This window comes from Streptomyces sp. NPDC059452, from assembly GCF_042750035.1.
Taxonomy (GTDB): domain Bacteria; phylum Actinomycetota; class Actinomycetes; order Streptomycetales; family Streptomycetaceae; genus Streptomyces.
This window is the reverse complement of sequence record NZ_JBHYVE010000003.1, coordinates 229,084-246,762: the sequence shown is the minus strand read 5'-3', so window position 1 is coordinate 246,762 and position 17,679 is coordinate 229,084. Positions and strand designations below refer to the sequence as shown.

15 protein-coding genes are annotated in these 17,679 nt (G+C 72.1%); 9 read left to right on the top strand and 6 right to left on the bottom strand.

Features of this window, described 5'->3' with window-relative positions:
• Positions 1–325: 325 nt before the first annotated feature.
• From ACFW9Z_RS06485 to ACFW9Z_RS06475, 3 genes are all read left to right on the top strand, one after another.
• On the top strand, positions 326–985 hold the full coding sequence (locus tag ACFW9Z_RS06485; protein WP_084747486.1) for a response regulator transcription factor: 660 nt from the start codon (positions 326–328) through the stop codon (positions 983–985).
• Between the two features lie 94 nt (positions 986–1,079).
• Positions 1,080–1,541, top strand: a complete 462-nt coding sequence (locus tag ACFW9Z_RS06480; RefSeq protein ID WP_384635232.1) for a pyridoxamine 5'-phosphate oxidase family protein — start codon at positions 1,080–1,082, stop codon at positions 1,539–1,541.
• A gap of 63 nt (positions 1,542–1,604) precedes the next feature.
• Positions 1,605–2,636: a phosphotransferase gene (locus ACFW9Z_RS06475; RefSeq protein ID WP_384635773.1), complete on the top strand. Its 1,032-nt coding sequence runs from the start codon at positions 1,605–1,607 to the stop codon at positions 2,634–2,636.
• A 100-nt stretch (positions 2,637–2,736) separates the two neighbouring features.
• Here the strand turns inward: ACFW9Z_RS06475 and ACFW9Z_RS06470 are convergent, their stop codons facing one another.
• On the bottom strand, positions 2,737–4,356 hold the full coding sequence (locus tag ACFW9Z_RS06470) for a protein kinase (RefSeq protein WP_384635230.1): 1,620 nt from the start codon (positions 4,354–4,356) through the stop codon (positions 2,737–2,739).
• A gap of 353 nt (positions 4,357–4,709) precedes the next feature.
• Here ACFW9Z_RS06470 and ACFW9Z_RS06465 point away from each other — a divergent pair, with 353 nt between their 5' ends.
• The gene (locus tag ACFW9Z_RS06465; protein ID WP_384635227.1) at positions 4,710–6,425 is read left to right on the top strand and encodes a protein kinase; all 1,716 of its coding nucleotides are present in this window, start codon (positions 4,710–4,712) and stop codon (positions 6,423–6,425) included.
• Between the two features lie 190 nt (positions 6,426–6,615).
• On the opposite strand, the gene ACFW9Z_RS06460 is transcribed toward ACFW9Z_RS06465, so the two are convergent.
• Entirely contained in the window at positions 6,616–6,969 is a 354-nt protein-coding gene (locus tag ACFW9Z_RS06460) for a hypothetical protein (RefSeq protein ID WP_384635224.1), read from the bottom strand.
• Between ACFW9Z_RS06460 and ACFW9Z_RS06455 the strand changes: the two genes are divergently transcribed.
• From ACFW9Z_RS06455 to ACFW9Z_RS06435, 5 genes are all read left to right on the top strand, one after another.
• On the top strand, positions 6,968–7,444 hold the full coding sequence (locus tag ACFW9Z_RS06455) for a hypothetical protein (protein WP_384635221.1): 477 nt from the start codon (positions 6,968–6,970) through the stop codon (positions 7,442–7,444). The genes ACFW9Z_RS06460 and ACFW9Z_RS06455 overlap by 2 nt on opposite strands.
• Before the next feature lie 70 nt (positions 7,445–7,514).
• Positions 7,515–8,138 (top strand): PadR family transcriptional regulator, encoded by a 624-nt coding sequence (locus ACFW9Z_RS06450; RefSeq protein ID WP_384635218.1) that lies wholly within the window; start codon positions 7,515–7,517, stop codon positions 8,136–8,138.
• 170 nt (positions 8,139–8,308) lie between these two features.
• Entirely contained in the window at positions 8,309–9,106 is a 798-nt protein-coding gene (locus ACFW9Z_RS06445; protein WP_384635215.1) for an ABC transporter ATP-binding protein, read from the top strand.
• Positions 9,103–12,006 (top strand): FtsX-like permease family protein, encoded by a 2,904-nt coding sequence (locus tag ACFW9Z_RS06440; protein ID WP_384635212.1) that lies wholly within the window; start codon positions 9,103–9,105, stop codon positions 12,004–12,006. The genes ACFW9Z_RS06445 and ACFW9Z_RS06440 overlap by 4 nt, the downstream gene beginning before the upstream one ends.
• A 109-nt stretch (positions 12,007–12,115) precedes the next feature.
• Complete coding sequence (locus tag ACFW9Z_RS06435) at positions 12,116–12,664, top strand: bacterial proteasome activator family protein (protein ID WP_076967631.1); 549 nt, start codon at positions 12,116–12,118, stop codon at positions 12,662–12,664.
• 90 nt (positions 12,665–12,754) lie between these two features.
• On the opposite strand, the gene ACFW9Z_RS06430 is transcribed toward ACFW9Z_RS06435, so the two are convergent.
• From ACFW9Z_RS06430 to ACFW9Z_RS06415, 4 genes are all read right to left on the bottom strand, one after another.
• Entirely contained in the window at positions 12,755–13,741 is a 987-nt protein-coding gene (locus tag ACFW9Z_RS06430) for an NAD(P)H-quinone oxidoreductase (RefSeq protein WP_384635209.1), read from the bottom strand.
• 80 nt (positions 13,742–13,821) lie between these two features.
• Positions 13,822–14,949: a potassium channel family protein gene (locus ACFW9Z_RS06425; RefSeq protein WP_384635206.1), complete on the bottom strand. Its 1,128-nt coding sequence runs from the start codon at positions 14,947–14,949 to the stop codon at positions 13,822–13,824.
• Between the two features lie 31 nt (positions 14,950–14,980).
• The gene (locus ACFW9Z_RS06420) at positions 14,981–16,573 is read right to left on the bottom strand and encodes a molybdopterin molybdotransferase MoeA (protein ID WP_384635770.1); all 1,593 of its coding nucleotides are present in this window, start codon (positions 16,571–16,573) and stop codon (positions 14,981–14,983) included.
• 164 nt (positions 16,574–16,737) lie between these two features.
• On the bottom strand, positions 16,738–17,637 hold the full coding sequence (locus ACFW9Z_RS06415; protein ID WP_384635203.1) for an NTP transferase domain-containing protein: 900 nt from the start codon (positions 17,635–17,637) through the stop codon (positions 16,738–16,740).
• Positions 17,638–17,679 lie beyond the last annotated feature (42 nt).

Here is a 17,679-nt window from a genome sequence, read left to right as displayed (position 1 = left end):
CCCCCGGGGTCTGCCGGGAGACCAGTGCGGCTCGCCTGTGTCCGGACCCGTGCACGGGGTGGGTGCTTCTCGGCCGGGATACAGGCGTGACAGGTGCCCCGGCGAGCGCCCTGTCATAGGCACGTTACCCAGTGCATCGCATAACTGCGAAACCCTATCTGACCTGCGATTTTGCTTGGATTTCCAAGTAAATCGAAAAAATCGCGAAGCTCTGCTGGTCACAGCACTGGTAACAGCCTTGCAGGCCGCCGGAACAACGGCACGTTATCCCGCGGATCAGCGGCTGGGAAGAGCGGAGGAGGGGTGAGTATGTGAGACTGCGACCGTGCGCGAAGATGGAAAAATCACGGTATTTCTGCTCGACGATCACGAGGTCGTCCGGCGTGGCGTCCATGAGCTGCTCGCTTCCGAACCGGACATCGAGGTGGTCGGGGAAGCGGGAACGGCTGCTGACGCCCTGGTCAGGATTCCGGCGACGCGTCCCGATGTGGCGGTCCTCGACGTCCGGCTGCCCGACGGCAGCGGGGTCGAGGTGTGCCGGGAGGTCCGTTCGCTGGATGAGAACATCAAATGCCTGATGCTCACCTCGTACGCCGATGACGAGGCCCTTTTCGACGCGATCATGGCCGGCGCGTCGGGATATGTACTGAAAGCGATCCGAGGCAATGAGCTGCTCAATGCCGTACGGGATGTCGCCGCCGGAAAATCCCTGCTGGATCCCGTGGCGACCGCCCGGGTGCTGGAGCGGCTGCGTGACGGCGGCACCGCCAAGGGCGACGACCGGCTCGCGAACCTCACCGAGCAGGAGCGCAAGATCCTGGACCTGATCGGGGAGGGGCTGACCAACCGGGTCATCGGGGAGCGGCTGCACCTCGCCGAGAAGACGATCAAGAATTACGTCTCCAGCCTGCTGTCCAAGCTGGGCATGGAACGCCGCTCGCAGGCGGCCGCGTACGTCGCCCGGCTCCAGGCCGAGCGGCGCTGAAGCCGCCCGGCAGCCTTCAGGAGGACTTTGGTCCCGGGCCACCCGGGGCCGGGGACTCTTACCCGGTCCCTACGCGTGCCGGACAGTGGACCGTATGCCCTCCGAAGAATCCCCCGTGTCCACGGCGATCGAGTCTCCCGTGCCCACGGCGATCGAGCTGCTCCGCCGGGTCCCGTACGGCCGCCTCGCCACCAGCATGCGGGCGCTGCCGTTCCTCGCGGTGGCCCGGCACATCGTGAGCGACGGCCGCATCCTGCTGCGGATGCACAGCGGCTTCGGCTACCACGAGGCGTGCGACGGGAGCGTCGTCGCCTACGGGGCGGACAACTACAACGCGGCCGCACCGGGCGGTGGCGGGGACCTGTGGTCGGTGCAGTTCACCGGGCCCGCCGAGATCGTCCATCCCTGCCCCGAGCAGGCAGAACTCTTCGGCGCCGCCCCCGCCCGCGCCAACGGTGAACCTTTCGCTCCGGCCTACCTCCGGGTCGACCCGCACTTCGTCACCGAGCACACTCTGGACTTCGGCGCAAGTCAGCTTGTCCGCCACGCAGCGTGATCTACCATTTGGTAAGTGCCGCGCTCATATGTAACCCGCCCACCAGTTCCTCCGGTCGGCGAGGTGCTGCGCCGCTACCCGGACGTGGGAGAACCGCTCGCCTGCGAGCCGATCACCAAGGGCCTGCTGAACCACGGATACCGCGTGTCCACCACCCGCGGCTCCTACTTCCTCAAGCACCACCTGGACAAGAAGCACATCGACGACGCCACCGGTGAGCGCGCCACGATCGTGCGCCAGCACCGGGCCACCCAGCGTCTCCAGTCGCTGGGCGTGCCCGTCGTCCCGCCGCTGACCGATGCGGACGGCACCACGGTCACCGTGATCGGCGGCCGCTGCTACGCGCTGCACCCCTGGGTCGACGGACTGCACCGGGTCGGGTCCCAGCTCACCCCCCACCAGTCCCGGCGTCTCGGGACGCTCCTCGGAGCCGTACACACCGCTCTTGAGCAGGTCATGCCGACGGATGGTGAACCCGGGCCGTCCGACGGGCCGTTACCCGCCGGGTACGGCAGTCCGCATGCCGCCGACACCTTCGCGCTGATCGACGAACTGCTGGCCATGGCGCGGGGGCAGCGGCCCCGGGACGCCCCGCGCGACGCCTTCGACGAGCTCGCCGTGCACCGGCTCGTGGAGCGCCGGGCGCTGCTGGAGCGGCATGCCCACCGGCGGCCGCCGACGCCGGACGGGCCCGCCACCGGGTGGGTGCACGGGGACTTCCACCCGCTCAACCTGCTCTACCGGGGCGCCGATCCGGTCGCGATCGTGGACTGGGACCGGCTGGGCGTGCAGCCGCGCGCCGAGGAGGCGGTCCGGGCGGCGGCGATCTTCTTCGTACAGCCGGGCGGGGAGCTGGATCTGCCGAAGGTACGGGCGTACGCCCGCGCTTACCGGCGGGCGGCGGGCGCGGGCGCGGGTGAACTGGCCGCCGCCGTGCACCGGGTGTGGTGGGAGCGGCTCAACGACTTCTGGATACTCCGCTGGCGCTACCGCCTGGACGACCGAAGGGCCGACCCGCAGTTCCCCGCGGTGTCGGCCCTGGCGGTGTGGTGGACCCGTGAGTACGACGCGGTGTGCGCGGCCTTCACGGAGTGAGGGGGGACCTTCAGGGGGCTCCTCCCTCTGAGGGAGCCCTCAGGGATTGAGCCCTCAGGAAGTGGTGCCCTCAGGGAGTGGACCCTCAGGAAGTGGGCCCTCAGGGAGTGGTGCCCCCTGTTACGGGGCCGGCCGCGTCGCCCGTACCGCTGTTGCCCGCGTTGCCCGCGTTCGCGCCCTCGGAGGCCCCGGGCTCGCCGCCGTTGCCGCCGCCCGGGGTGCCCGGGTCGGTGGTCGGGTCGACGGGGTCGCCGGTCGGTTCGCCGGTGGTGCCCTCGTTGGTGTTGCCGTCCACCGTTCCCGGGTCCGGTTCGGTCGGGGTCGGGGGCGGGGTGAACGTGGGCTGGGTCTGGGTCGGGGGCGGGGTGTACGGCGGCCGGTTGGGCTGCGTCTGGCCGCCCGTGGGGTTGCTCGGCTGCTGCGGCTCCTCCTCCGGCTCCTCCTCCTCGGAGGGCTCCGGCGAGGGCTCCTCGGAGGAAGGGCTCGCCGAGGTGGACGGCGCGACCGGCTTCTTCTCGTTGTCGGTGCCCTTCGACGCGCTGATGGCGAAGGCCACTCCGGCGCCGATCGCAACCAGGGCCAGCACCACGAACAGCCACATCTTGCCGCGCCTGCCGCCGGCGCGCTGACCGCCGTCGTAGCCGTTGTAGCCGCCGTCGTCCGGGTTGAGCGGGGGCAGGATCGGGCCCTGCGAGGTGTCCCCGTGCACCGGGTGACCCATCGCACGGGTGGAGCCCGTCATTCCGTGCGGCGGGGTCTGGCCGCCCTCGTGGAGCGTGACCGGGCCGGTGTTCCACGTACCGGTGTGGCCGCCCTGCACCTGGAGCATCTGGAGGCTGTACTGGATCAGCCCCCGCATCTCCTCCGCGCTCTGGAACCGGTCGTCCGGGTCCTTCGCCAGCGAGCGCATCACCATCCCGTCCAGCTCCGGCGGCACCACGTCCGAGACCTCGGACGGCTGCACCGGAATGTCCTGGACATGCTGGTAGACCACCGAGAGCGGGGTCTCACCGGTGAACGGGGGCCGCAGCGCGAGCAGTTCGTAGAGCAGGCAGCCGGTGGCGTACAGGTCGGAGCGGTGGTCGACGGCCTTGCCGAGCGCCTGCTCGGGGGAGAGGTACTGCGGCGTGCCCATGACCATGCCGGTCTGGGTCATCGTGGACTGGGCGCCGTGCAGCGCCCGCGCGATGCCGAAGTCCATCACCTTGACCGCGCCGGAGTCCGTGATGATCACGTTGGCGGGCTTGATGTCGCGGTGCACGATGCCGTGCTGGTGCGAGTAGGCCAGCGCCTCCAGCACCCCCGAGACGATGATCAGCGCCTGCTCGGGCGGGGGCGCCTCGGCGGTCAGCAGAAGGTCGCGGATGGTGCGGCCCTCGACCAGCTCCATCACGATGTACGGGACGGTCTGGCCGCCCACGGTGTCCTCGCCGGAGTCGTACACGGCGACGATCGCGTGGTGGTTGAGCCCGGCCACGGACTGTGCCTCACGCGTGAAGCGGGCCTTGGAGACCGGGTCCTCGGCCAGGTCGGAGCGGAGCAGTTTCACCGCGACCGTACGTCCGAGCCGGACGTCCTCCGCCGCGTACACCTCTGCCATGCCGCCCCGGCCGAGCCGGTAGGTCATCCGGTAGCGTCCGTCGCCGACGACGCCGCCGACACCCCAGGCGTCGGAGCCATCCGAGACTCCGCCGCCGTTTGCTTCGGAATCGGGTGCCATCAGTCCTCGCCGTCGTATCTGTCCGCGCGTCCGCGGGTTCTCACGGTGCCTTGCTGCATTGCCCCGTCACGCTACAGCCTCCGCCGGACACCCAGGTTCCGCACCGGACCGATCATCCGATCGCCCGGCGCGCCTCACCCCCGGATTCGATGCGTTTCCTGTAACGCTTCCGAGACGCTTCTTGTGCGTAGGGTCACGGAACGGGCACCCGGCTTGACGTGTCGGACCCCTCGGGCAGACTTGGCGCGTAATCGCGTCAAACGGAACCGCGTCGTACGCGACCACGTCCTACAGAAACATCGCGTGTGCAGCACATCGCGTGCCGGAGCCGCGCGCCGAGGGGGATGCAAGTCATGAGCCAGGACGGCGCACAGGGCCGCTACGCGGGCGGCGCGGTGGCAGGCGGCCGCTACCAGCTGCGCGACCTGCTCGGCGAGGGCGGGATGGCCTCCGTCTACCTGGCCTACGACTCCGCCCTGGACCGCCAGGTCGCGATCAAGACCCTCCACACCGAGCTGGGGCGCGAGCAGTCGTTCCGTGAGCGGTTCCGGCGCGAGGCGCAGGCCGTCGCCAAGCTCCAGCACACCAATATCGTCACGGTCTTCGACACCGGCGAGGACGAGCTCGGCGGCGCGCTGATGCCGTACATCGTCATGGAGTACGTCGAGGGGCAGCCGCTCGGCTCGGTGCTGGCCGCCGACATCCAGCAGTACGGCGCGATGCCCGCCGACAAGGCCCTCAAGGTGACGGCGGACGTGCTCGCCGCGCTGGAGACCAGCCACGAGATGGGGCTGGTCCACCGCGACATCAAGCCCGGCAACGTAATGATGACCAAGCGCGGCGTCGTGAAGGTCATGGACTTCGGCATCGCCCGCGCCATGCAGTCCGGTGTCACCTCGATGACCCAGACCGGCATGGTCGTCGGCACCCCGCAGTACCTCTCCCCCGAACAGGCCCTCGGCCGCGGTGTCGACGCCCGCTCCGACCTGTACTCGGTCGGCATCATGCTCTTCCAGCTGCTCACCGGCCGCATCCCGTTCGACGCGGACTCGCCGCTCGCCATCGCGTACGCGCATGTGCAGGAGGAGCCGGTCGCGCCGTCCACCATCAACCGGTCGGTGACCCCGGCGGTGGACGCGCTCGTCGCCCGCGCCCTGAAGAAGAACCCGAACGAGCGCTTCCCCAGCGCCGCCGCGATGCGGGACGAGATCGCCCGGGTGCTGGGCGCCTCCGGCGGTCAGAGCGGTGCCCCGGTGATCGTCGCCGGGGGCGGCCCCGCCAACAGCGGTGCGGGTGTCGGTTCGGCGGTGTTCCCGCCCGTCGACCAGGCCACCCCCGCCCCGCAGGGCCTCCAGACGCCGTACCAGCCGCATCCGCAGCAGCAGTCCCACCAGCCGTCCCAGCACCAGCAACACCAGCAGGCCCACCAGCCCCAGCACCAGCAGCCGCACCAGCCGGGGCCGTACAACCAGCCGACCCCGGCGCAGGGCTACGGCTACCCGCAGGCGGGCCAGAGCTACCCGACGCCGGGCCCGCTGGCCCACCAGACCCCGCCGCCGTACGCGATCAACCCGCAGCACCAGACGGCCGTCGGCTCCACGGGCGGCGGCTCCGCGGGCGGCGGCTCCGCCAAGCGGAACATGCCGGTCATCGTCGGCTCGATCGTCGTCGCACTCCTCGCCGTCGGCGGGCTGATCACCGCGATCGCCCTCCAGAACAAGGACGACGAGGCGGGCAAGGGCGGCGACCCGGGGACCAGCGAGACCTCGACGGACGAGGGCTACCGGCCGCCGGAGCGCAACCGGACGATGAAGACCACGGCCTGCACGGACGCCACGGAGGACTCCAACGACCCGCAGAAGGTCCAGGCGCCCAACTTCGTCTACAAGGACATCCTCTCGGCGAAGGAGTGCGCGGCCGCCGCGGGCTGGACGATCAAGGAGATCGAGGAGCCGGGCAATACGTACGCGGAGGGCCAGGTCGTCGGGCAGTTCCCGTCCTCCGGGGCGGCCGTCTCCGAGCGCAACGCCCACTTCGAGCTGAAGATCTCCACGGGGCGGGCTTCCTGAGCTCTCCGCGGGCGCTCTCTTCCTGAGCGTCACGGGCGCTCTCTGGTGGGCTTCCTGAGCGTCACACGCGTTCCCTGCTGGGGTTCCTGAGCGTCACGGGCGTTCTTTTCCTGAGCCCTGCGGGCGTTCTTTTCTGATCGTTACGGGGGCGTTGATCACCGCTTGATCGCCGTTCGGGACCGTCCGGCGGCTACGGATGTCCGGATTTCTCCTCCTCGGCCGTCCGGGATGCCGGATGAAAGAGCACGTGTGACGCTGATCTCATGGCTCCAGGACTTCCGGCCGTGTGGTCGTCGAGGTGCGCGGTCTGTCTGCTGGTGGCGGTCGGCGCGGCGCTGGGGCCGTCGGGGCCGCTGAGCGGGACCGCCCACGGCTCTTCGTCGACGACGGTGGCCGACGGGCCGTCCGTCAGCGCGACGCCTTCCGGGGCGCCGAGCCCCGCCGCCCCGCCGCCTTCCTCGGACGCGGCACCTTCCTCCTCTTCTTCCTCTTCCTCGGCCCCCTCTTCCTCTTCTTCCTCTTCCTCGGCGCTTCCGTCCGGCATGCCGGTGCCCCTGCCGTCCGGTGTCCTCGGCTCGGCCGCCCCGGAGCCCGGCAGCACCCTCCCCGCCGATCCCGAGTACGTGGACGGCGCACCGGCCCCGGAGGACTCGCCCTCGCCCTCCCCGACCCATTCCGGTTCCGGTTCGGTCGAGGTCTCGGGGTCGACCGCACCGCTCGCCGGGCGTGAGGCGGGGGCCGGGAAGGCGCGCCCCGGGCGTTCGCTGTCCCCGCTGGAGCCGGCGTGGGCCGAGACGCCGGTGCAGCCGGAGCCGTCCGACGAGCCGGAGGAAGTCGCCGTCGACCTGCCGGTATCCGCCCCGCCGTCCGAGGGGTTCAGCGAGCCCGGGCCTCCGGCCGCGCGCGCCCTGGACGCGGCCGCCGTCCAGCGGGTGCAGCAGGTCTCGCTGGGCGCGGGCATCGCTCTGGTGGGCATCGGCCTCAGCTTCCTCGCCCTCCGCTTGCGCCGCTCGAACTGAACGCTCCACCCCGTCTCCGTACCGCCGCAGCCACTTGCCAGGACCAACATACTCGGTATACATACTCAGTATGTCGATCCGCCACGGGCTGCTGGCCCTCCTGGAGCGGGGCCCTCGCTACGGCTCCCAGCTCCGCACCGAGTTCGAGTCGCGCACCGGCTCCACCTGGCCCCTGAACGTCGGCCAGGTCTATACGACGCTCAGCCGCCTGGAGCGCGACGGCCTGGTCGTCCAGGAAGGGGCCGACGACGCCGGGCACGACCTCTACGCGATCACCGACGACGGCCGGGCCGAGCTGCGGAGCTGGTTCGGGACCCCGGTGGACCGCACCAGCCCGCCCCGCGACGAACTGGCCATCAAGCTCGCCATGGCGGTGGGAGCCCCGGGGGTCGACATCCGTGATGTCATCCAGTCCCAGCGCCACCACACCCTCAAGGCCATGCAGGACTACACCCGGCTCAAGGCCCAGGCCCTGGCCGATGTCCCGGCCAACCGGGACGAGGTCGCCTGGCTCCTCGTGGTGGAGCAGCTAATCTTCCAGGCGGAGGCCGAGGCCCGCTGGCTCGACCACTGCGAAGCGCGGCTCGTCCGCCTCGCCGAAGCCGCCGCCACCGAGCCCACGGCCGATCCCGGCCCCGCACCCACCCGTGGCCCGGCCCGGTCCCTGACCGGGCGCGCGAAGGCCCGGCCCTGAGCGGAGGCCTTCCCGCCGACCGCACAACCACACGACCGCACGACCGCACGACCGCACGGTCACTCAGCCACCCGGCCGCTCAGCCACCCGGCCACCCGGCGCTGAACTGTGCCTTCCTCTTCCTCGTACTCCGTGATCAGCGCGTCTCATCCCAGGGGGAACCACCCACCATGTCCTTGCCCGTCACCACGACGCCGCCGCCGTCCCCCGGGACACCCGCGGGCGACCCCGTACTCGAACTGCGGGCGCTGACCCGTACCCACGGCTCCGGTATCGCCGAGGTGCACGCCCTGCGCGGCATCAGCCTCTCCGTGTACCCGGGCGAGCTGGTCGCCGTCATGGGGCCGTCCGGCTCCGGCAAGTCCACCCTGCTGACCCTGGCAGGCGGGCTCGACACCGCGACCAGCGGCCAGGTGATCATCGAGGGCCAGGACATCACCGCCCTCGGCCTCAAGGGCATCGCCGCCCTGCGCCGCCGCAGCGTCGGGTACGTCTTCCAGGACTACAACCTCATCCCCGCCCTGACCGCCGCCGAGAACATCGCGCTGCCCCGCGAACTCGACGGCGTCTCCGTGCGCAAGGCCCGCAAGGAGGCCCTCGCCGCACTGGCCGAGGTGAAGCTGACCGAGATAGCCGACCGCTTCCCCGACGAGATGTCCGGCGGCCAGCAGCAGCGCGTCGCCATCGCCCGCGCCCTGGTCGGCGACCGGCGCCTGGTGCTCGCCGACGAGCCGACCGGCGCACTCGACTCCGAGACCGGCGAGACCGTCCTCGCCCTCCTGCGCACCCGCTGCGACCAGGGCGCGGCCGGGGTGATGGTGACCCATGAGCCCCGGTACGCGGCCTGGGCCGACCGGGTCGTCTTCCTCCGGGACGGCTCGATCGTCGACCAGACGGTGACCAACGGGGCAGACTCGCTGCTCGCGGAAACCGGCGGAACAGCCGGAGCTTCCGAGGCCGCCAAGTGAACCTCTTTTCCGGATGGCGCGCCGCCTTCCGCATAGCCAGACGCGACGCCCTGCGGGCCAAGGGCCGCAGCGCCCTCGTCGTCGCGATGATCGCCCTGCCGGTCCTCGGTGTGACCGCCGCCGATGTGACGTACCGCAGCGCCAAGCCCACCCTGGCAGAGGAACTGACGGCGGATCTGGGAGGAGCCGACGCCCTCTTCATGGATCAGGGCATGGGCCCGGTCCGGCTGGAGCAGATGCCCGACGGCATCATGTGGGGGACCCCCGAGGACGCCCCGGAGACCCTTCCCGAGGACGAGCGAAAGCCCGTCGACGTACCGGCCACCTTCCCCAAGGGCTCGCGGTACCTCACCCAGCAGTCCGTGCCCGCGTCCGTGACGACCCGCCACGGCATCGCCGACACCCAGATCACCGAACTGGACATCGCGGACCCGCTGCTGCGCGGCCGGATCGAGCTGACCGACGGCGCCTACCCACGGGCGAAGAACGAGATGGCGGCGACCGATGCCTTCATCAAGACGTCCGGGCTCTCCGTCGGCGACCGCGTCACCGTGCGCGGCCCCGAGCAGGTCTACACCCTGACCGGTGCGGTGGAGCTCCCCGCCGACCTGGCCGGGAAGTCCCTGTTCGCCGTCCCCGGCGCGGTCATCGCCCCGTGGCAGAAGACCGCGGACAGGAGCGCGGGCAGGAGTACGGACGGAAGTACGGACAGGGGCGAGGACGAGGGGATCCTGCCGCCCCAGACCCGCGAGGTGGAGTGGCTGGTCAAGGGCCCGCCCGGAGTGGGGGTGACCTGGCCGGACGTGCTCGCCGCCAATGAGAAGGGCGTGGTGGTACGGGCCCGCCAGATCGCCCTGAACCCGCCGCCCGACTCCGAAGTCCCCATGGCCGCGCAGATGCGGGGCTGGAGTACCAGCAACGCGGAGCTGACGGCGGCGGCCCTCACCGTGGCGGCCATGGCCATGCTGGAGATCGTGCTGCTGGCCGGTCCGGCGTTCGCCGTGGGCGCCCGCCGCTCGCGCCGGCAGCTGGGTCTGGTCGGTTCGTGCGGCGGCACCCGCAGCCAGGTCCGGGCCGTGGTGCTCGCGGGCGGTGTGGTGCTCGGCGGGGTCGGGGCCGTCGTCGGCGTCGGCGCCGGGTTCGCCCTCACCGTCCTGTTCCGCCCGATGATCGAGGAGTTCGCGGGCAGCCGCTTCGGCGAACTGACCGTCCGGCCCTGGGAGATCCTCGCCATCGCCGTACTCGGCCTGGTCACCGGTGTCCTCGCCGCGCTCGCCCCGGCGATCGTGGCGGGCCGTCAGTCGGTCCTCGAATCGCTCACCGGGCACCGTGGCACCCGACGCAGCTCCCGGGTGCTGCCGATCGTCGGCTCCACCGTGCTCGCGGGCGGCATCGCCATCGCGGTCTTCGGAGGCGTCAGCGGCAGCACCGAGCTGGTCGCGGGCGGTTCCGTCCTCGCCGAACTGGGGCTCCTCGGCTGTATCCCGGTGATCGTCGGCTTCCTCGGCCGGCTCGGCCGTCGGCTGCCGCTGACGCCCCGGATCGCCCTGCGCGACGCGGCCCGCAACCGGGGCCGTACCGCCCCCGCCGTCGCCGCCGTCATGGCGGCCGTCGCGGGCAGCGTCGCCATCGCCACGTACACCAGCAGCAGCGCCGCCGAGCAGGAGTACAACCACCAGCCCAACCTCACCGCGGGCACCGCCGCCCTGATCGCCGTCGACACCGCCGAGAAGAACGACCTGCCCCGCGCCCGGACCGCCGTCGAGCAGACCTTCCCCGTCAACGGGGCACCCGCCCACCTCGGGCGGGTCTGGGCGGGCAGCGACTGCTCCGTGTACTACGAGGACGAGGAGGACGGCTGCGGATCCCTCGAACTCGTCAAGCCCGCCGGGAAGGCCCACTCCTGCCCGCTCCGGGGCAAGGGCGCCAAGGAGTTGGCCCTGCGCATCTCGGCCGACGAGCACAAGCGGCTGATGAACTCCCCCGCCTGCATGGACGAGAACTACACGGTGATCTCGTTCGGCACCGACAGCAACAAGATCGTCATCGGGGACGCCGCCCTGCTCACCTCGTACGTGAAGCTCGACGACCCGGCGGCGGCGAAGGCCCTGGCGGCAGGGGTCCCGGTGCTGCTGAACTCGGCGTACGCGCAGGACGGCGAGGTCACCCTCAAGATCGCCCACCACTACAACGAGCGCGACAAGGAGAACCACGCCCGCCACCCCGGCAAGGCCCGCACCACCACGGAACAGCTGAAGGTGTACGTGGCACCGGACCGCTTCGCGTCGACGCCGAGCATCCGGATGATCATGCCGCAGCAGACGGCCGACCGGCTCGGCCTGCACTCCGGGGAGCTCGGCTCCGTCTACACGCTCACCCGCGAGCCCACGGACGCCGAGCGGCAGGCGGCCGACGCGGCGATGGCGCAGGCCGGCAACCAGGCGTTCGTGATGACCGCGAACTCCATGGAGCAGGGGGACGACGCGCTGGTCCTGCTGGTCCTCGCCCTCTTCGCCGGCGTGGTGACCCTGGGCGCGGCGGCCATCACGACCGGCCTGTCCAAGGCCGACGCGGAGGCCGACCTCACCACGCTCAGCGCGGTGGGCGCGCCCCCGGGCGTACGGCGCTCGCTCTCCGGATTCCAGTGCCTGGTCGTCGCGTTGACCGGGGTGCTGCTGGGGACGGCGGCGGGCATCGTGCCCGCGGTCGCGCTGCGCCTGACCGACCTGCGCGAGGCCCTGGCGGACATGCGGATGAACCCGATGGAGTCGGCGTACACCCCGATCGTGATGCCCTGGGGGACCATCGCGCTGCTGGCCCTGGTCGTCCCGGTGCTGGCCGGACTGCTGGCCGCCGCCCTCACCAGCTCCCGGCTGAAGCTGGCCCGCCGGGCGGGCTGACCGGCACTGCGGGTACTCGGGGACACTTCCGGTGCCCCCGGAGACGGTGGATCATCCGTTTCCGGGGGCACCAATGTGGTGTACGGCATGTGTGCGAGACAATGGCGGCATGGAAATGCCGAGGAATGACCGGTCGCAGGAGCATCCGCAGGTCCTTGTCGTGGGCCAGGACGGAATGGCTGTCGGCGGCGGTGCCAGTGACGACGAGTCGCGCGAGGTCCCGGTGACGGAAATGGTCGAACAGCCCGCGAAAGTCATGCGCATCGGCAGCATGATCAAGCAGCTTCTGGAGGAGGTCAGGGCGGCTCCTCTCGACGAGGCGAGCCGGGTTCGGCTCAAGGAGATCCACGCAAGCTCCGTCAAGGAGCTGGAGGACGGCCTCGCGCCGGAGCTGGTGGAGGAGCTGGAGCGGCTCTCCCTGCCGTTCACCGAGGAGTCGGTGCCCTCCGAGGCCGAACTGCGGATCGCGCAGGCCCAGCTGGTGGGCTGGCTGGAGGGCCTCTTCCACGGCATCCAGACGGCACTGTTCGCCCAGCAGATGGCGGCCCGCGCCCAGTTGGAGCAGATGCGCCGCGCGCTGCCGCCCGGGATGGCCCACGAGGACGAGGAGGGCGGCGGGGACCCGCACGGCCCGATCCGTTCGGGCCCGTACCTGTAGTCCTCCTGTCCACGACGAACCGGTGGGGCCCGGCACACACCGCGGTGTGTGCCGGGCCCCTACGCGTTTTACGCGTTCGTCGACCGCGTCCTAGGCGTTCGGCGCGAGCAGCAGCACCTTGCCGATGTGGGCGCTGGATTCGAGAACCCGGTGCGCCTCGGCGGCGTCCGCCATCGGAACCGTACGGTCCACGACGGGCCGGACCACCCCGTCGGCGATCAGCGGCCACACGTGCTCGCGTACAGCGGCGACGATGGCGGCCTTCTCGCCGAGCGGGCGGCCCCGCAGCGAGGTCGCGGTGACGGCGGCCCGCTTGGTCAGCAGGGCGCCGAGGTTCAGCTCGCCCTTCACCCCGCCCTGGAGGCCGATGATCGCGAGGCGGCCGTTGACGGCGAGCGCCTTCACGTTCCGCTCCAGGTACTTGGCGCCGACGATGTCCAGGATGACGTCGGCCCCGGCCCCGTCGGTCGCCTTCGCCAGCTCCTCGACGAAGTCCTGCTCGCGGTAGTCGATGAGGATGTCCGCGCCGAGCTCCGCGCACGCGGCGAGCTTCTGCGGGCTGCCCGCCGTGACCGCGACCCGGGCGCCGACCGCCTTCGCCAGCTGGATCGCCATCGTGCCGATCCCGCTGGAGCCGCCGTGGACGAGCAGGGTCTCACCGGGGCGCAGGTGGGAAATCATGAACACGTTGGACCAGACGGTCGCGGTCACCTCGGGCAGTGCGGCCGCCGTCGTCAGCTCCACTCCGTCCGGTACGGGGAGGAGCTGGCCCACCGGTACGGCGACCTTCTCCGCGTAACCGCCGCCCGACAGCAGCGCGCACACCGCGTCGCCGACCGCCCAGCCGGTCACCCCCGGACCGAGCGCCGCGATCCGGCCCGCGCACTCCAGACCGGGGTAGGGGGAGGCCCCGGGCGGCGGGTCGTAGAAGCCCTGCCGCTGGAGCACATCGGCACGGTTGACGGCACTGGAGACGACCTCGACGAGGACTTCGCCGTCGCCGGGTACGGGATCGGGCACCTCGGCCCAGACGAGCGCCTCGGGGCCACCGGGTTCGGGGATCGTGATCGCATGCATGGCCGCGAGGCTACTCCCGCCACTGCCCGCACGCTCTTCGCACACCGCTGCCCCCGGGGTCGGCGCCCCGGGGTTCGGCGTCAGGAGCGGTGCGGCGGCAGCGGCAGATGGGGCAGGGAGGGGCCGGACGGGCCCGACGGGCCGGAACCGGGGGGCGGGGTGGCGCGCACGATGGTGATGACCCGGTCCGTCAGCTGCAACGGACTGGCCGCCGGGTCGTCGTAACCGAGCAGCCGGTGCCCGCGCAACACGCTCACCACCAGGTCGTCGGTCTCCCGGACGCTCTTGCCCACCTCGGCCTTTATCACCGGCCGTTCGACGAGATCGAGGCCGCTGCCCTGCTGGATCAGGTCCTCCATCACCGTGCCCGCGCTCGGACTGAGCACGGAGAGGCCGAGCAGCCGTCCGGCGGCGCTGGCACTGGTGATCACCGCGTCGGCGCCCGACTGCCGCAGCAGGGGCGCGTTCTCCTCCTCGCGGACCGCCGCCACGATCTTCGCCCCCCGGTTCAGCTGACGCGCGGTCAGCGCCACCAGGACGGCGGTGTCGTCGCGCTGGGTGGCGATGATGACCTGGCGCGCCTTCTGGAGCTCGGCACGCAACAGCACATCGCTGCGGGTGGCATCGCCGAGCACTCCGGTGAAGCCCTCGGCGTTGGCGGCCTCGATCACCTTGGAAGCCGGATCGACGATGACGATCTGCTCCTTCCGCAGGCCGGTGGCGCAGAGGGTCTGGATAGCCGAACGGCCCTTGGTGCCGAAGCCGACGACGACGGTGTGGTCACGCAAGTGGGATCTCCAACGCTTCAGCCGGAAGTCCTCGCGGGTCCGTTCCGTGAGGACTTCGAGAGTGGTACCGACCAGGATGATCAGGAACATCACACGCAGCGGCGTCACGAGCACCACGTTGATCAGCCGGGCACCGGAGCTGTACGGGGTGATGTCGCCGTACCCGGTGGTGGAGAGGGTGACCGTCGCGTAGTAGATCGCGTCGAGCAGATCGACCTGGCCATCGGCGGTGTCGTTGTACCCGTCGCGGTCGAGCCAGACGATCAGCACCGTCGCGGTCAGCACGAGCAGCGCCATCAGCAGCCGCTTGCCGACCTGCCGCGCCGGACCGTCGACGACCCGGCGGGGGAGCATCACCCGTGTCGGTACGACATGCTCGTCGGCCCGCCTGGCCATCGCGTCCTGGCCGGGAAGTTTCACGTGAAACACCCCTTCTCGTGGTCGGGAAGTTTCACGTGAAACACCCTTCCGTCCACGGCGCCGCCGGGGCCCATGGGAGATCGAGGATCTCCACCTCGGTGCCGGACCGTACCCCGCCCGCCGGTACGACGGCCAGCCCGTCCGCCGCCGCGATCCCGCGCAGCATGGCGGGACCGTTGTAGCGCAGGGGCGCCACATGGTCCCGGCCGCCCGCCCGGCCCGCGCGGTGGACCACGGGGACGAGGCGGGTGTCGTGCGGATGGCCCGGTACATCGGCGTAGACGAGGGCCCGGTACGCGTCCTGGGCCGGGCGGCCCGCGAGCCCCGCGAGGAGCGGTTCGGCGAGGGTCAGGAGCCCCGATACGGCCGCGAGCGGATTGCCGGGCAGCCCCACCAGATACGGCCCATCGGGGGAGAGCCGTGCCAGGAGCATGGGGTGGCCGGGGCGTACGGCGACTCCGTCCACCAGCAGCTCGGCGCCAAGGGCGGCCAGGACCGGGTGGACATGGTCGACCGGGCCGGACGCGGTGCCTCCGGTGGTGATGATCACGTCGGCGTCGGAGGCGGTGAGGGCCTTACGCAGGGCCCCGGCGTCGTCCCCGAGGCGGCGGGGGGCGGAGACCTCGGCGCCCAGGGCCCGCAGCCAGGGGCCGAGCATGGGGCCGAGGGCGTCGCGGATCAGGCCGTCGTGCGGGAGACCCGCGGCGAGGAGTTCGTCACCGAGTACGAGGACGTCGATGCGGGGGCGGGGCACGGCGGGCAGGGCGTCGTACCCGGCGGCCGCGGCGAGCCCGAGCACCGCCGGGGTGACGACCGCTCCCGCCGGTACGAGGTGGTCGCCGGTCCGGCACTCCTGGCCCCGGGGCCGGATGTCCTGGCCGGTGACGACGGGGCGCCGGGCGGAGAGCAGCCCCTTGGCCTCGTCGACGTGGGCGTGTTCGCTGCGGATGACCGCGGTGGTGTCGGCGGGGGTACGGGCTCCGGTGGCGATGCGTACGGCGGTGCCGTCGGGGAGGAGGGTGGCGGGGCCGTCTCCCGCGAGCAGCCCGGCGCCCTCCTCGATGGCCCAGGGGCCGGGTCCGGCGACGGCCCAGCCGTCCATGGCCGAGGTGTCGAAGGACGGCAGATCGGTGAGCGCCCCGAGCGGCTCGGCGAGTACATGGCCCAGCGCGCGGTCGAGCGGCAACCGGATCACGGCGAGCGCCCCGCCCCGCCCGGCCCGCCCGGCGATGCCCCGCGCCCGGTCCCAGGGGAGATCCGGAGCGGCGGAGGACGGTGCGGGGGCGGGTGCGGGGGTGCCGGACGGGGAGTACGGGGAAGGGGACGGCGGGTCGTCCGCTGCGGCGGGGGGTTCGCCGGGGGCCTCGGTGCGTGGCTGGTTACGGGCCCAGCCCGATGCCAGGCCGGGCGCTTGACCCCCGGCGTGGTCGCGGTTCTGGCCCTGTGCCGCGTCGGGCACGTGGTCCCGGGGCCCGTCGAGCGGCGCCCGGCCGCCCTCGTGGTTGCGACTGCTCGCGTGGTTGCGACCGCCGACCAGCGCCAGGGCCTGCTCGACGGCGAGCTCTTCGGCTGCGGCACGCGCGGCGGCGCTGTCGGGGCCGGACGTGTCACTCGTACCGCTCAAGCCACTCAAGCCGCTCGCGCCGTTCGTGCCGCTGGTGCCGCTGGTGCCGCTGGTGCCGCTGGTGCCGCTGGTGCCGCTCGCACTGTTCAAACTGTTCAAGCCGCTGGTGCCGCTCGTACCGCTCAAGCCGCTCGTGCCGTTCCGGTCGGGCCGGGCGTCGGCGGTCACGGTGTCTCGGCCCCTTCGCCGCTCGGCTCCGCCCGAGGCTCCTGCTCCGCCGCCTCGGCCTCCCAGCGCAGGGCGAGCGCGGTGGCCTTGCGCGCGGCCTCGGCGACCGCCGCCGCCGCTTCCTCCGGTCCGGCCCCGGCGCTCGCCCTGGCCGCCGCGTACCCGACCAGGAAGGTCGTGAGCGGGGCGGCGGGCCGGGCGACCCCGTGCGCGGCGTCGCGGGCGAGGTCGAGCAGGACATCGGTGTCGACGTCGAGTTCGATTCCCAGTTCGTTCTTGACCGAGGTGATCCATTCGTCCAGCACGGCCCCATGCTCCCTGATCCGGGCGCGGGCGGCGGCGATGTCGTCCCAAGTGTCGCAGTCGAACGCGGCATGGGGCCCGGCGTCGACCCGGGCGAGATCCAGCTCCCCGGTCAGCAGCCGGAGCGGCAGCCCGGCGAGGGAGCCGTGCTCGGTGGCGAGCAGGGCCAGCTCCCGGCGGAGCGGCTCGGCGCGGTAGACGGCGACGAGCGGCTGATCGCGGCCGTCGGGATCGGTGCAGAGCGCGCCCTCCCGGCCGCCCTCCCCGGCGGCGGCGAGCAGCGCGCCGACCGTGGCCGGGCCCAGGAACGGCAGGTCGGCGGAGAGGACGAGAACGTACTCCGCCGTCGTCAGCCGCACCCCCGCCCCGAGGGCCGCCAACGGGCCGCCGCCCTGCGGTACTTCGCGCGTCCAGGTGACCGGCCGGGCGGTGGGCCTGCGACCGCCCACCACGACGGTGGCGCCCGCATCGGGGCAGGCCGCGAGGACCCGGTCGAGCAGCGTACGGCCGCCGACGCGCACCGTCGGCTTGTCGGCGCCGCCGAGCCGCTTGGCGGCCCCGCCGGCAAGAACGATCACGTCATAGGCGGTCATACGTCGAGTATGGGCGGCGCACTTGGCGGACGCCCCCTCCGG

Coding starts and splice junctions, on each gene's coding strand:
- ACFW9Z_RS06480 (WP_384635232.1), top strand. CDS start 1,080: ATGCCCTCCGAAGAATCCCCCGTGTCCACGGCGATCGAGTCTCCCGTG.
- ACFW9Z_RS06470 (WP_384635230.1), bottom strand. CDS start 4,356: ATGGCACCCGATTCCGAAGCAAACGGCGGCGGAGTCTCGGATGGCTCC.
- ACFW9Z_RS06465 (WP_384635227.1), top strand. CDS start 4,710: ATGAGCCAGGACGGCGCACAGGGCCGCTACGCGGGCGGCGCGGTGGCA.
- ACFW9Z_RS06455 (WP_384635221.1), top strand. CDS start 6,968: ATGCCGGTGCCCCTGCCGTCCGGTGTCCTCGGCTCGGCCGCCCCGGAG.
- ACFW9Z_RS06460 (WP_384635224.1), bottom strand. CDS start 6,969: ATGCCGGACGGAAGCGCCGAGGAAGAGGAAGAAGAGGAAGAGGGGGCC.
- ACFW9Z_RS06450 (WP_384635218.1), top strand. CDS start 7,515: ATGTCGATCCGCCACGGGCTGCTGGCCCTCCTGGAGCGGGGCCCTCGC.
- ACFW9Z_RS06445 (WP_384635215.1), top strand. CDS start 8,309: ATGTCCTTGCCCGTCACCACGACGCCGCCGCCGTCCCCCGGGACACCC.
- ACFW9Z_RS06435 (WP_076967631.1), top strand. CDS start 12,116: ATGGAAATGCCGAGGAATGACCGGTCGCAGGAGCATCCGCAGGTCCTT.
- ACFW9Z_RS06430 (WP_384635209.1), bottom strand. CDS start 13,741: ATGCATGCGATCACGATCCCCGAACCCGGTGGCCCCGAGGCGCTCGTC.
- ACFW9Z_RS06415 (WP_384635203.1), bottom strand. CDS start 17,637: ATGACCGCCTATGACGTGATCGTTCTTGCCGGCGGGGCCGCCAAGCGG.